This is a genomic window from Streptomyces venezuelae (assembly GCF_008642275.1).
GTDB lineage: Bacteria > Actinomycetota > Actinomycetes > Streptomycetales > Streptomycetaceae > Streptomyces > Streptomyces venezuelae_E.
Map to the genome: position 1 here is coordinate 1788299 of NZ_CP029189.1, position 13993 is coordinate 1802291.

Annotated in this window: 12 protein-coding genes; 2 read left to right on the top strand and 10 right to left on the bottom strand. The window is 73.7% G+C overall.

The window, feature by feature from the left end; translation table 11 throughout:
• The first annotated feature begins 112 nt into the window (after positions 1-112).
• Positions 113-1591 (top strand): Rv2231c family pyridoxal phosphate-dependent protein CobC, encoded by a 1479-nt coding sequence (cobC, locus tag DEJ51_RS07470; RefSeq protein ID WP_150256885.1) that lies wholly within the window; start codon positions 113-115, stop codon positions 1589-1591.
• Positions 1592-1876: 285 nt separating this feature from the next.
• Positions 1877-3148 (top strand): CapA family protein, encoded by a 1272-nt coding sequence (locus DEJ51_RS07475; RefSeq protein WP_223835700.1) that lies wholly within the window; start codon positions 1877-1879, stop codon positions 3146-3148.
• A gap of 264 nt (positions 3149-3412) precedes the next feature.
• Here DEJ51_RS07475 and DEJ51_RS07480 read toward each other — a convergent pair whose 3' ends face one another.
• The 10 genes from DEJ51_RS07480 to DEJ51_RS07525 all read right to left on the bottom strand — a co-directional run bounded on the left by DEJ51_RS07480 (position 3413) and on the right by DEJ51_RS07525 (position 13942).
• Positions 3413-4387, bottom strand: a complete 975-nt coding sequence (locus tag DEJ51_RS07480; protein WP_150256886.1) for an SCO1860 family LAETG-anchored protein — start codon at positions 4385-4387, stop codon at positions 3413-3415.
• 308 nt (positions 4388-4695) lie between these two features.
• Positions 4696-5862: an amidohydrolase family protein gene (locus DEJ51_RS07485; RefSeq protein ID WP_223835701.1), complete on the bottom strand. Its 1167-nt coding sequence runs from the start codon at positions 5860-5862 to the stop codon at positions 4696-4698.
• Positions 5863-5893: 31 nt separating this feature from the next.
• On the bottom strand, positions 5894-6964 hold the full coding sequence (locus tag DEJ51_RS07490) for an aminotransferase class V-fold PLP-dependent enzyme (RefSeq protein WP_150256887.1): 1071 nt from the start codon (positions 6962-6964) through the stop codon (positions 5894-5896).
• A 96-nt stretch (positions 6965-7060) separates the two neighbouring features.
• Positions 7061-7768 carry a DsbA family oxidoreductase gene (locus DEJ51_RS07495; RefSeq protein WP_150256888.1) on the bottom strand — a complete coding sequence of 236 codons (708 nt, stop codon included), beginning with the start codon at positions 7766-7768 and terminating at the stop codon, positions 7061-7063.
• 63 nt (positions 7769-7831) lie between these two features.
• Positions 7832-8332, bottom strand: coding sequence for a GNAT family N-acetyltransferase (locus DEJ51_RS07500; protein ID WP_150256889.1), 501 nt, complete (start codon positions 8330-8332; stop codon positions 7832-7834).
• A gap of 62 nt (positions 8333-8394) precedes the next feature.
• Positions 8395-9843 (bottom strand): peptidoglycan D,D-transpeptidase FtsI family protein, encoded by a 1449-nt coding sequence (locus tag DEJ51_RS07505; protein WP_150256890.1) that lies wholly within the window; start codon positions 9841-9843, stop codon positions 8395-8397.
• Between the two features lie 62 nt (positions 9844-9905).
• Positions 9906-10526 carry a response regulator gene (locus DEJ51_RS07510; protein WP_411757384.1) on the bottom strand — a complete coding sequence of 207 codons (621 nt, stop codon included), beginning with the start codon at positions 10524-10526 and terminating at the stop codon, positions 9906-9908.
• A 65-nt stretch (positions 10527-10591) separates the two neighbouring features.
• Entirely contained in the window at positions 10592-11800 is a 1209-nt protein-coding gene (locus tag DEJ51_RS07515) for a sensor histidine kinase (protein WP_150261745.1), read from the bottom strand.
• A 62-nt stretch (positions 11801-11862) separates the two neighbouring features.
• On the bottom strand, positions 11863-12855 hold the full coding sequence (locus tag DEJ51_RS07520) for a hypothetical protein (RefSeq protein ID WP_150256891.1): 993 nt from the start codon (positions 12853-12855) through the stop codon (positions 11863-11865).
• A 304-nt stretch (positions 12856-13159) separates the two neighbouring features.
• On the bottom strand, positions 13160-13942 hold the full coding sequence (locus DEJ51_RS07525; protein ID WP_150256892.1) for an IclR family transcriptional regulator: 783 nt from the start codon (positions 13940-13942) through the stop codon (positions 13160-13162).
• Positions 13943-13993 lie beyond the last annotated feature (51 nt).

The window sequence follows — 13993 nt, forward strand, 5'->3', positions numbered from 1 at the left end:
TCGCCCCGCGCGCACGTCCGCGCGCGGGTGGGCGTGGCGGAGGGTTGACGGCCGGACTTCCGGTGATGTTCCAGTGACGGTGACGTCGACGGTGACGTCGACGTCGACCGCGATGACTGCGGTGGCAGTGGCAGTGGCAGTGGCAGTGGCTACGGAGGGAGTGCCCCCGGTGGGCGAGTACACGACGCAGGTGGTGGTCGGGGTCGGCGGACGCGCGGGGGTTTCCGTCGCGGAGGTCTGCGCCCTGGTCGAGGAGACGCTGAGGGGGGCCGGGCTGTCCGTGGGGGCGGTGACGGCGCTGGCCACGGTGGAGTCGAAGGCGGGCGAGGCCGGGATCACGGGTGCGGCGGAACGTTTCGGCGTGCCCGTGGTGAGCTACCCCGCTGCCCGGCTGGCCGCCATCGCCGTGCCGCACCCCTCGGAGGCGGCGCGCGCCGCCACCGGGACCCCCTCGGTGGCGGAGGCCGCGGCCCTCGCGGGCGGCGGCGAGCTGCTCGTGCCCAAGCGGCGGTCGGTGTCGGCGACCTGCGCCGTGGCCACGGCACAGGCGCACGACCTGCGCCACCACGGGGACGCCGAAGTGATCGACGCGGGCTCCGCCCTGGTGGACCTCGCGGTCAACGTACGGGCGCACACTCCCCCGGACTGGCTCAAACAGCGGATCGCCGCCTCCCTCGGGGATCTCGCCGCATATCCCGACGGGCGACGCGCCCGCGCGGCGGTGGCCGCTCGGCACGGGCTGCCGGTCGAGCGGGTGCTGTTGACGGCCGGGGCCGCGGAGGCCTTCGTGCTGATCGCCCGGGCCCTGGGAGCCGTACGGCCGGTCGTGGTGCATCCGCAGTTCACCGAGCCGGAAGCGGCCCTGCGGGACGCGGGACACCAGGTCGAGCGCGTGGTGCTGCAGGCGGCGGACGGGTTCCGGCTGGACCCGGCGGCCGTGCCCGAGGACGCGGACCTGGTGGTGATCGGCAATCCGACCAACCCGACGTCCGTCCTGCACCCGGCGGGAGCCCTCTCCGCGCTGGCCCGGCCGGGCCGGATCCTGGTCGTGGACGAGGCCTTCATGGACGCGGTCCCGGGCGAACGGGAGGCCCTGGCCGGACGGATGGACCTGCCGGGGCTGGTGGTGCTGCGGAGCCTGACCAAGACGTGGGGGCTGGCGGGGCTGCGGATCGGCTACGTGCTGGCCGATCCCGAGGTGATCGCGAAGCTGGCGGCCGCGCAGCCGTTGTGGCCGGTGTCGACCCCGGCGCTGGTGGCGGCGGAGGCCTGTGTGGCTCCGGCGGCGCTGGCCGAGGCGGAGGAGGCGGCCCGTCGGATCGCGGTGGACCGGGCGCATCTGCTGGCCGGGCTCGCGGAGTTCGACGAGGTCACGGTCGCCGGGGAGGCGGAGGGGCCGTTCGTCCTGATCCGGGTGGCGGGCGGGGCGGAGGTCCGCACCCGGCTGCGCGCCCTCGGTTTCGCCGTCCGCCGCGGGGACACCTTCCCGGGGCTGGACCACTCCTGGCTGCGGCTGGCGGTGCGCGACCGGGCGACGACGGGCCGGCTGCTCCAGGCCCTGGACCACGCCCTCGCCCTGTCCGCGCACTGACCCCGGACCGGCCTTTGGACCGAGCTGCGGAGGGACTGCGGAGGGACTGCAGAGGGGCTGCTGACCGGTTGCGCATCCACCGCGCGCCGGCCTTGGGGCGACCGTGGGGTGCCGTGGGGCGGCCATGGGGCCGGACCGCCCCGGGCGCGCCCCCACGGCACCCGTCCGGCTCGCCGTCCTCACCGAGCGTCGACCACGGTGTCACCCGTATGGCTCCCTATGATGGCCGCGGGGGCGGGGCCGGGTGAGGATCCCTGCATCGGCGCACGACATCGGGGGTCGGGAATGAGGGCATCCGCCAGAACAGGCACGGCGCTGGCCGTGCTGGCGATCGTGGGCGGCGGGATCTACGCCGTGCCACGGCTGCTCGACGGCGGCGGGGCGCCCGCCGCGGAGCAGCGCCTCCGGGGCGAGCCGGGCCGGGGCGATGCGGGCCGGGGCGATGCGGGGCAGCGCGATCCGGCTCGGGGAAAACCGGACGCTCCGCAGGCCGCCGCGCCGGGGAAGCCGTTCACGCTGGTGGCGACCGGCGACATCATCCCGTACCCGTCGATCGTCCAGCGGTCGGCGGACGACGCGGGCAAGGCCGGGGAGTACGACTTCCGGAAGATACTCGCCGGGGTCAGACCCCTGGTCTCCGCCGCCGACCTGGCGATATGCCACCACGAGATACCGTACGGGCGCCCCGGCGGCCCCTACACCGGTTATCCCACCTTCAAGGCACCGCACCAGTTGGCGGACGCCCTCAAGGACGCCGGGTACGACAGCTGTTCCACTGCCTCGAACCACACCCTGGACGACGGCTACGAGGGTCTCGCGCGCACCCTGGAGCACCTCGACCGGGTCGGCATACCGCACGTCGGCTCGGCCCGCAGCGCGGAGGAGGCCAAGGCCCCGGCGCTGCTCACGGCGGGCGGTGCGAAGGTCGCCCAGCTCTCCTACACGTACGGCACGAACGGCATCCCGCTTCCCCCGGGCAAGCCGTGGGCCGTGAATCTGATCGACAGGGACCGGATCATCGCCGACGCGCGGGCCGCCCGGGCCGGCGGCGCGAACGTGGTGGTGCTCAGCGTCCACTGGGGCACCGAGTGGCAGACGGCGCCAGACGAGCAGCAGAAGGCGCTGGCGCAGGAGCTGACCGCCTCCCGCTCGGCCGACGGACTCCCCGACATCGATCTGATCATCGGCACGCACAACCACGTGCCGCAGCCCTACGAGAAGATCAACGGCACCTGGGTGGTCTTCGGCATGGGCGACCAGGTCGCCAGCTTCGTGCCGGCCGACAAACTCCGCGGCAACCAGTCCTCGGTCCCCCGCTTCACCTTCTCCCCGGCGGCGGACCGGCCGGGCCGCTGGGACGTGGTGAAGGCCGAATACCTCACGCAGTACTCGGACATGGGGCCGCCGTTCCGCGTCGTGTGCGCCTCGTGCGCGGCCTCGGACACCTCGCTTCCGGCCGCGAAGCGGAGCGAGTACACGCGGATCGACCAGCAGGTCACCGAGGCCGTGATGTCACGTGGCGCGGGCGGACAGGGCCTGGAGCACGCCACCGGCTGAGCCGCCCGTCCCGGCTGAGCGCGTCACCTTCCGGGTCCGCGGTCGGGTCCGCGGGGCCCGCCACACCTGCCGCACCCGCCGCACCCGCCGTCGGGCTCAGCACCCGCCGTCGGGCTCCGTGGGCCACGCGGGCCACGCGGGCCACGTGGGCCCGTCGAGTCGCCGGGCCCGCCGCCCTTCCTCGTCCGGCACCCGTTGAGCACTCCCCTCCGTGCGCTCCTCGGGGCGGGCGCGCCGGGCGGCGGCCCGGGGCTCCCGGCCGCCCTACGAGGCCCTGCCCCGCCGGGTGACCAGGAGCGCGCCCCCGCCGATGGCGAGCAGGGTCAGGGCCCCGCCCGCGACGTAGGGAGTCAGTGAACCGCCGCCGGTCTCGGCGAGGTTGGTGCCGGTGGTGCCCGTGATGCCCGTGGCCCCGGTGGTGCCGGTCGTTCCGGTGGTGCCGCCCGATGCGGCGGCGCCACCGGCGCCGGTCCCCGTCCCCGTCTGGGGCTTGACGTCCGGGTTCGCGGGCTGGGCGGGCGCCGCGCCCGCCGGGGACTCGCAATGCGCTTCGGCGAGCACGATCTCGCCGTCGACCTTCGCCACATTCAGGTTCAGCGGGTTCACCGCCACCTTCAGGCGGAGCGCGGCCGCGGCCGCCGTGGTGGAGGTGGTCTCCGTTCCGGACAGCTCCAGGTCGATCCGGCCCACGCCGGGGACCTCGACCTTGGTGGGGCCGCCCGCCGTCAGCGTGACCTTCTTGCCGAGCGCCGTCACCTTCCCCAGGGCGTTCGCGCTCGCCACCGGCTTCTTGCCCGCCTCACAGACGGCCTTGGACATGACCTTCTCCACCTCGATGAGGGAGAGCAGCGGCAGTCCGGGCACGTGGACGGAGGCCTTGGCGAGGTTCGCCTCCGCCTCGGCCCTGGTCTTGTCGGCGGTCGCCTTGGAGGTGGCCACTTCGGCGCGCAGCACACTGACCGGGTTGTTCCCCTCGACCCCGTCCAGGGTGACGGTCAGTGCGGTCTTGTCGGCCGTCGCCGGTGCACTGACCTCGTTGAGGGTCGTCTTCAGCGGGACGCTCACGGTCTGGTTGAGCAGGCCCACGTCCAGTCCGGCGCGCAGGACGACGGCGCCGGCCTTGCCCTCACCCCCGGCCGCGCCCCCTCCCGTGGCGGAGGCGGGCGGAGCGGTGAGCAGGGCCAGCGCTCCCGTGGCGAGCAGGACGGCTGCGGGCATGCGGAAGGTACGGCTGTTCACGGTGGTGGAACCCCCGGGGAGTTGGGTGCCGTCGTGCCGCCGATGGGGGACATCGCGGGCGCCGACGGACTCGACCCCGGAATCTTTACGCACTGTGGGTGAACGGGTGTGAACCTGAGGCGAGTTCACCCCAAAGGGTGGTTTCCGGGCTCACATTCGAATCGCTGCGCCTCACAAGGAACGCGAGTTCTCACCTTTCACGGACATCCGGCCCGTGCGGCATTGTTCAACGACCGACGGGCCGCCGATGTCACGCGACGTCAACCGCGCGCAGCCGCCGCGGGCCGGCGGCGTGCCGCCCGCACGGCTCAGGCCCGGACCCTGCCGTTCACGACGACCCGCAGCGGCTGCGCCAGCACGCGTACGTCGGCCCGCGGGTCGGCGGCGTACACCACGAGGTCGGCGGGGGCCCCCTCGGTCAGTCCCGGCCTGCCGAGCCACTCGCGGGCCGCCCAGGCCGTCGCGGAGAGGGCTTCGACCGGCGGGATACCGGCCTTGACCAGCTCCGCCACCTCCGCCGCGACCAGGCCGTGCGGCAGGGAGCCTCCCGCGTCGGTGCCCACGAAGACGTCGATGCCCGCGTCGTAGGCGGCGCGCACGGTGTCGTAGCGCCGTTCGTGGAGCCTTCGCATGTGCGCCGACCAGTTCGGGAACTTGGCCTCGCCGCCCGCCGCCATCTTCGGGAAGGTCGCGATGTTCACGAGCGTGGGGACGATCGCGACCCCTCGCTCCGCGAACAGCGGGATGGTGTCCTCGGTGAGGCCGGTGGCGTGTTCGATGCAGTCGATGCCCGCCTCGACCAGGTCGCGCAGCGAGTCCTCGGCGAAGCAGTGCGCCGTGACGCGGGCGCCCAGCCGGTGCGCCTCGGCGATGGCCGCCTCGACCTCGGCGCGCGGCCAGCAGGCCGCAAGGTCACCGGCCTCGCGGTCGATCCAGTCCCCGACGAGTTTGACCCAGCCGTCGCCGCGCAGCGCCTCGCGGCCGACGTACTCGACGAGGTCGGCGGGTTCGATCTCGTGGGCGTAGTTGCGGATGTAGCGGCGGGTGCGCGCGATGTGCCGCCCGGCCCGGATGATCTTCGGCAGGTCCTCGCGGTCGTCGATCCAGCGGGTGTCGGAGGGCGAGCCGGCGTCCCGGATCAGGAGGGTGCCGGCGTCGCGGTCCGTGAGGGCCTGGCGCTCGGCGGTCTCGGCGTCGACCGGGCCGTGGGCGTCCAGGCCCACGTGGCAGTGCGCGTCGACCAGTCCGGGCAGGGCCCAGCCGGTCACCGTGGTGACCTCGCGGGCGCCGGGCGGGCGCTCGTAGGAGATCCGCCCGCCGACCACCCACAGTTCGTCGCGCACCTCGTCGGGGCCGACCAGTACCCGCCCCTTGACGTGCAGCACGTCGCGCACGGCGGCCGCGCCTCCCCCGTCGCCCGCAGTGCCCACGTCGCCCGCACGGCCCACACCACTCACACCGCTCACATCGCTCATGGCGGCACTGTACGCACGGTGCCGCGCCGCTTCAGGAGCCGGAGAGGGCGTTCAGGAGCCGGTCCACGTCCGCTTCGGTGTTGTAGAGGTGGAACGAGGCCCGCAGGAGCCCCGCGCGGGCCGAGGTGGCGATGCCGGCCGCCTCCAGGGCGGGCTGCCGGCCGGCGAGGCCCGGCACGGAGACGATGGCGGAGTCGCCGGGGACGGGCTCGTGGCCAAGGCGCACGACTCCTTCCCGGTAGCGGGCGGCCAGGGCGGTGTCGTGGGCGTGGACGGCCTCGATGCCGATCCGCTCCATCAGGGCCAGCGCGGACGCGGACGCGTGGTAGGCGAGGAAGGCGGGGGACTCGTCGAACCGCCACGCCCCGTGGGCGAGTTCCGCCATCGGTCCGTAGGTGGCGTCTGCTTCGGGCCTCTCGGCCACGGCCGGAACCCATCCGGCGTGCAGCGGGGTCAGCGTGTCCTGGGCCTGCGCCGACACCGTCAGGTACGAGGCTCCGCGCACGCCGAGCAGCCATTTGAACCCGGCGACGACCGTGTACTCGTACGGCGAGGCGTCGAAGGGCAGCCAGCCGACCGCCTGGGTCGCGTCGACGAGCATCCGGGCGCCGTGCGCGGTCGTCGCCGCGCGCACCGCCGCCAGGTCCGCCTTGCGGCCGTCCGCGGACTGCACGGCGCTCAGCGCGACCAGGGCGGTGCCGTGGTCCACGGCCTCGGCGACGGATTCGAGCGGCGCCAGGCGCACCTTGAGGTCGCCGCGCGCCACGAAGGGGTTGATCACGGAGGAGAACTCGCCCTCGGGGCACAGCACTTCGGCGCCGGGCGGGAGCGAGGCGGCGACGAGGCCCACGTGGGTGGAGACGGCCGAGCCGACGGACACCCGGTCGGCGCCCACCCCGACCATGCGGGCGAAGGCCGTCCGGGCCCCGTTCACGCGGTCGAAGTCGCCGAAGCCGGTCGGGAGCCCGGCCTCCGCCGCCTCGGCCAGCTCCCGTACGGCCGCGACGGCGGAATGCGGGACGACCCCGCATTTGGCGGTGTTGAGGTAGGTGGTGGAGTGGGTGAACTCGGCACGGGTCGCCTCGGCGAGCGGAAGGTCCATGCCGTCAACTCTGCGCCAGGAACGCCCCGCAGTCCATCGCCGTGTTCCCCGTGTTCACCATGCGCCCCGCATTCCTCACGTCTCCCGGGGTGGTCCTCATGCCTGAGGGACCGCGCACGCGCCGTCGGGCTCGCAGGCCTCGGCGGCCGCGGCCGGCTCCTCGACCTCACGCCCGGCCCAGGCCTGCTCCAGGGCCCGGGTGAACACCTCGGCCGGCTGTCCGCCGGAGATCCCGTAGCGGCGGTCGAGGACGAAGAACGGCACGGCGTTCGCGCCCAGCTCGGCGGCCTCGCGCTCGTCGGCCCGGACCTCGGCGGCGTAGGCGGAGCCGTCGGCGAGGACGGCGCGGGCCTCGGTCTCGTCCAGTCCGGCCTCGACGGCGAGGGCGATCAGCACCTCGGGGTCGAAGACGGAGCGCTCCTCGGCGAAGTTGGCCCGGTAGGCGAGGTCGAGCAGCTCCTCCTGGCGGCCGCGGGCGGCGGCCAGGTGCAGCAGCCGGTGGATGTCGAAGGTGCTGCCGTGGTCGCGGCCCTCCGTCCGGTAGGTGAGCCCCTCGGCGCGGGCGCTCGCCGCGACGTGCTCCTCCATGCCGCGGGCCTCGTCGAGGGTGCGGCCGTACTTCTTGGCGAGCATCTCCACGACGGGTGCCGTGACGCCCTTGGCCGCGCCCGGGTCGAGCTCGAAGGACCGGAAGACGACCTCCACCTCGTCGCGGTGCGCGAACTCGGCCAGCCCCTTAACAAAACGGGCCTTTCCGATGTAACACCAGGGGCAAGCGATGTCGCTCCAGATCTCGACGCGCATGTTCCTTCTACTCTCCGGGTTCAGGGGGAAACGGTTTGTGGTTCAACCATTCGCCGCCCCGTCTCATTCCCCGGACGCGCCCGGTATCCCGCCCACCTGCAGCCAGAGGGTGCGGTGGGTGCCCGAGCGCGGGACGGACGGGTCCGCGAGCCAGCCCTGGCTGGCGTAGAAGGCCTGGGCGCGGAGGTTGTGCGCGTAGACCTCCAGGCGGACCCGGCGGACTCCGGCCCGCCGCCAGGCGTCCAGGCAGGCGGCGTGCAGGGCGGCCCCGGTGCCGCGGCGCCAGTGGACGGGGTCGACGTGAAGCTGGGTGAGGGTGGTCTCGCCGTTCCGTGTGCGGAACGCGGCGACGCCGGTGAGCTCGCCGTCCTGCTCGGCGCAGAGCACCTCGCCCTCGGCCGCGTCCCGGGCGATGGCCCGGGACCAGCCCTCGCGGGTCCGCTGGAGCTCGGCGTCGCCCAGGTAGGCCTCTTCGGGGATGTGGCCCTGGTAGTAGGTGGCGCGGGCCCGGGTGTGCAGGGCGGCGATCGCGGGGAGGTCGGCGGCGTGCGCGGCTCTGATCATGGGAGAGGGAACGCGCCGGGAGCCTCGACGGTTCCCGGCGCGTCGCCCACGCGGCTGCGCGGCTACTTCTTCAGCCACGCCTCCATCATCTTCTGGGCGATGGGGGCGGCCAGCTTCCCGCCACCGATCTCGGAGCGGTCGGTGTCGGAGTTCTCGATCACCACGGCCACCGCGATCTGCTTGCCGTTCGCCTTGCCGTACGAGGTGAACCAGGCAAGCGGAGCCAGGCTGTTGTCGACACCCCGCTGGGCGGTACCGGTCTTGCCGCCCACCTCGGCGCCGGACACCTGGGCGGGCTTGCCGCCGCCCTCGGTGGCGACGGTGCGCATGGCGTCGCGGATCATCGAGGCGGTCTTCTCCTCCATGACCTGCTGGGACTTCGGGTCCTTGAAGCTTTCCAGCACGTCGCCGCCCGCGTCGGTGACCTCGGAGACCAGGTGCGGGGCGACGAGCTTGCCGCCGTTCTCGATCGCGGCCGTCACCATCGCCATCTGGAGCGGGGTGGCCTGCACGTCGAACTGGCCGATACCGGTCTGTGCGACCTGGTCGATCGACATCTTCTTCGACGGGTACTTGCTGGGCGGGTTGGTGCGGACCGGGGTGTCGATCTGCACGTTGAACCCGAGCTTCTCGGCCGTCGCCCGCATCTTGTCCTGGCCGAGCTTGGAGGCGAGCTCGGCGAAGACGTTGTTGCAGGACAGCTTCAGGGCGGTGCGCACCGAAACGTTGTTGCAGGCGGCGGAGCCGGCCTCGCTGGGCAGCTGGGTGCGGGTGCCGGGGATCGTGTACGGGTCGGCGATCCCGGTCTGCCGGTCGAGGTCGGTGACGAGGCCGTTCTCGATCGCGGCGGCGAGGGTGACCAGCTTGAAGGTGGATCCGGGCGCCTGGGGCTTGCGCAGCGCCACGTTCTCCATGGCCTTGCCCTTGTCGGCGGAGAGCGCGTCCCAGGCCTTCTGGTCGTTGGCGCCGGCGATGCTGCCCGGGTCGAAGGAGGGGTTGTTCACGACGGCGAGGATCTCGCCGGTCTTCGGGTCCATGGCGACGGCGGCGCCCTGCTTGCCCTGGAGCGCGTCGTAGGCGGCCTTCTGGACGCCCTTGTCGATCGTGGTCAGGACGTTGCCGGGGGCGGCCCGCTTGCTGGTGAGCATGTCCATGACCGTCTTCAGCCGGCTGTCGGAGCCGTTGAGGATGTTCTTGTAGATGCCCTCCAGCATGGTGGTGCCGTAGGCCTGGGAGCTGTAGCCCGTGACGGGTGCGTAGAGGGGCCCGTCGACGTACGTCCGCTTGTAGCCGAAGTCCTTGCCGCCCGTCTTCTCCGAGCCGGTGATCGCCTCCCCGCCCACGATGATGTTGCCCAGCGGGTTCTCGTACTGCCCGATGAGGTTCCGGCGGTTGTGCTTGTCGTCTGCGAGGGCCTGGCCTTTGTACGCCTGCACCCAGGTGACGCGGACCAGCAGGGCCAGCACCAAGAGCAGACAGAAGACCGACGCACGCCTGATCGTCTTGTTCATCCCCCAGAAGGACGTCCCGGCGGCCGCGGCCGTTCCGCTCTGCCCCGATTGTGGCGGGGTTCTCAGCCTTTCTTCATGATGAAGCCTCCCTCGTAGGCGGCGATGACCGCCTGGGTGCGGTCGCGGGAGCCCGTCTTGGTGAGCACCGCCGCGACATGGGTCTTGACGGTCTGCGGCCCGACGCCGAGGCGCTCGCTCATCTCGTGGTTGGACAGCCCGGTGGCCATCAGACGCAGGACGTCGGCCTCGCGCTCGGTGAGCCTGGCCACCCAGGGCGCCTCGGCGGGCGGGGCGCCGGCCGTGTGGGCGGCGGCGAGGGAGCGGACGGCGGCCGGGAAGAGCAGCGAGTCGCCGCGGGCGACGAGCCGGACCGCGCCGATCAGCTCGTCGGGGTCGGCCCGCTTGAGGAGGAAGCCGGCGGCTCCCGCACGGAGCGCGTCGTAGACGTAGGCGTCGTTCTCGAAGGTGGTGACGACCACGATCCGGGGCGGCTCGGTCATCGTGGCGAGGATCTGCCGGGTGGCCCGGATGCCGTCGATCTCGGGCATCCGGACGTCCATGAGCACCACGTCGGGGGCCAGTGAGCGGACCAGCGGAACCGCCTCGGCCCCGGTGGCCGCCTCACCGACGACCTCCAGGTCGGCTTCGGCCTCCAGGATGACCCGCAGCGCGGTGCGGACCATCCGCTCGTCGTCGCAGAGCACGATGCGCAGCGGCGGGCGCGGCGCGGGAGCGGCCCCGGGCACGGTCACCGGCCCTCCCCGGCGAGCGGGAGGACGGCCCGCAGCCGCCACCGGTCCCCGTGCGGGCCGGCTTCGACGCCGCCGCCGAGCAGCGCGGCTCGTTCCGCGGCGCCGCGCAGTCCACGGCCCCCGGTGGTGCGGACCTCCCGGTCCTCGGCGGGGTCCGCCGACGGATTGGTCATGGTGATCTCCAGTTCACGGTGTGCGGTGCCGGGGCCGGCCTGTACGCGGATCCGCAGATCCACCGGGCCGGCCCCGTGCCGCAGGGCGTTGGTGAGGCCCTCCTGGACGATCCGGTACGCCTCGCGGGAGGCGATCGCCGGGAGGGCGGACCAGTCCCCGGCGGGGCCGGGGTCCTGGTGGGCGGTGACGGTGGTGCCGGCGGCCCGGGTACGGGCCAGCAGCCCGTCGAGGTCGGCGGCGAGGGTGGGCGCCGGCGCGGCGTCCGGCCGGGCCGGGTCCCCGTCCCGCAGCAGGCCGAGCACGGCGTCGAGCTCGCCCACCGTCCGCCGCGTGGTGTCCTCGATCGCGGTCAGCGCCTCCCGTACGAAGTCGGGGTCGCGCTCCAGCATCCGCCGGGCGGCGGCTGCCTGGAGGGTGACGGCGCTCAGGGCGTGCCCGACCGCGTCGTGCAGCTCCCGGGCCAGCCGGTTGCGCACGGCCAGGTCGGCGGCCCGCTCCTCGGCCGCGGCCAGCCGGTCCGCCGCCGTGGGTCCGAGCAGTACGGGAGCCATCCTGGCCAGCAGCTTTCCGGCCCCGACCGCGCACAGGGTGAGCCCCGCGAGCAGTCCCACGCCGAGCAGGGGGGCGACGTACGGGTCGGCGTCGGTCGCGAACCAGCCGTACCCCAGCTCGACGTCCCGCATCCGCCCCACGACGGGCACCGCGATCAGCAGGACCGCCATGGGCGGCACCGCGAGGGTCATCCCGCTGATCACCGCGCCGGTCCCCAGGTGCAGGGTCCACCAGGCCGAGGCCCGCCCCCGCGCGGCCCAGGACTTCGCCGGCCCGTCGGCCAGCCCCTCCCCGGGCACCTCGCACATGGCCCGTACGGCGGCCACCGACATCGGCCTGACCGGCCCGAACAGCGCCGTGGCGGCGACGAGGGGCAGGGAGGCGGCGTAGGACACGAGGGTGAGGAAGCCGGAGTTGAGCGCGTTGACCCCTCCGGCGGCGACACCGACCACCACCTCGGTGAGGAAGAAGTACGGCATCAGCAGGGCGCCGCCGAGGATCAGGTGCACCCAGCGCCACCGGGCCCGCGCCACCGGCCGGTTCACCCCGGGCGGCGGGTGGTGAGGAACCGTATGAGTACGGTGCCGGTGAGCAATCCGGTGATCATCTGACAAGCGTAGATCAACACCGTTGTGGCGGGAGGCGCTTCGCCGCCGTCCAGCTGTGGTCCCAGGGCGGCGAGCATCGTCCATGCCCCCCAGCTCAGCGTCGCCGCCCCGCCGACCCAGGCGAGGCCCAGCGGCCACCGCGCCCGCAGCCTCCCGCCACGGGTCAGCAGCAGAGCCCCTGCTCCGGCGGCGAGCGCGCACATGGCGTGGACCGCGGACACCACGGCCATGTCGCAGGAGCGGGCGGCCGCCCGCTCGGCGGTCAGGCCGGCCGAACCGCCTGCGGCCCAGTACAGCGACACCCCTGCGACCACCAGGCCGGCCGACGCCGCGGCTGCCGCCACCACCCCCGTGGACGACGGCAGCCGCTCCCCCGTCACGCCCCGCCAGGCCCACCCCCAGCGCTCCCGCGCATAGGGTACGAACAGGGCCGCCAGGGCGAGTCCTTGGATCGAGAAGCCGGTGTAGACGACGTGGAACACCCACGGGTCCAAGAAGGGCTCCCGCGCCGCCTGCCCCATCGGGTCCGCCCCGAAGCCGAAGGCCCGTAGGAGCAGTTGGCCCGTGAACCCGAAGAGGATCGGGGTCAGCAGGCCGGTGGCCACGAACACCGGAACGGTCAGCAGCGGGCCCGGCACCCGTATGCCCCAGGGCCTGGTGAGCACCAGCACCAGGAGAATCACGCAGGCGTCCATGGCGAGCGTGACGGCATTGGCCGCCGTGAAGAAGGGGCCCGGCTCCCGCAGCACGCTGCCCTCGGGTATCCCGAGACGGCTCCCGCACAACCAGGCCGCCTTGAGCCCCAGATACGGCACGGTGGCGGTCAGTGCCACCGCCCGCAGGATCCGCCGCCCGCTGCCCGGCAGGGAGGGCGACGGCCGCTTCACTTCCGTCAGGTCGCATCGCTGCGTCTCTCGCGTGTTCATGCCTCAACGGTCGCGCCCGCGCGACCGCGCCACCTCCCCCTTGAAGGGGAACCGCCTCCCCCACGCGGGGGAGGGACAACACCCGCCCCACCTGCTGCGCGCGAGGCCGGCCGGCCGTCGCGACCCCGCCCGCGGCGCATCGGGGCAGCCGAGGCCCCACCCACCGCACATCCGGGCAGCCGAGGCCCCGCCCGCGGCGCGTCCGGGCAGCCGAAACCCCACCCACCGCGCGTCACGGCCTCCCCACCCGCGCCCGCGGCGCGTCACGGCGTCGCCGCCCGCGGAGCCCCGCCCGCGGCACGCGTCACATGCGGCGCGTCACCACCGACAGCCGGTCCCGCGCCTCGAACAGCGCCGCCTTGATGACCTGTTCGTGCTCCCCGGTCAGTCGGGCCACCGGCACCGAGCAGCTCACCGCGTCCCGCGCGGGCGTCCGGTACGGCACGGCCACCCCGAAGCAGCGCAGCCCGAGCGTGTTCTCCTCCCGGTCCACCGCGTACCCCTGTTCCCGCACCAGCGCCAGCTCCTCGATCAGCTGCTCCCGGTCGGTGACCGTGTGCTCGGTGACCGCCTCCAGACGCCGCGGCAGCAGCGCCCGTACCTCCTGGTCCGTGTGCGTGGCCAGCAGGGCCTTGCCCAGCGCGGTCGAGTGCACCGGCAGCCGCCGCCCGACCCGGGTGAAGGGGCGCAGGTAGTGCTGGGACTGCCGGGTGGCGAGGTAGACCACGCTCGTCCCGTCCAGCCGGGCCAGGTGGATGGTCTCCGTCGTGTCGTCGGAGAGCCGGTCCAGGGTGGGCCGGGCCGCGGCGACCACCTCGTCGCCGTCGATGTACGAACTGCCGACCAGCAGGGCCCGTACGCCGATGCCGTACCGGGTGCCCGTCGCGTCGGTCTCCACCCACCCCAGGTTCACGAGCGTCCGCAGCAGCATGTACAGGCTGGACTTCGGCAGGGAGAGGTCGCTCTGGATGTCGGCCAGGCTGTGCAGCCCCGGCCGCGCCGCGAAGTGCTCCAGCAGCAGGACGGTCCGCACCGCCGATTTGACCGGCGCCGCCTGGGCAGGGATCCCCGACTCGGTCGTCGTCATACGCCTGCTTCCCCTCTGGTCGCCTCTTGTCACGCCGAGGACGCGGAAATA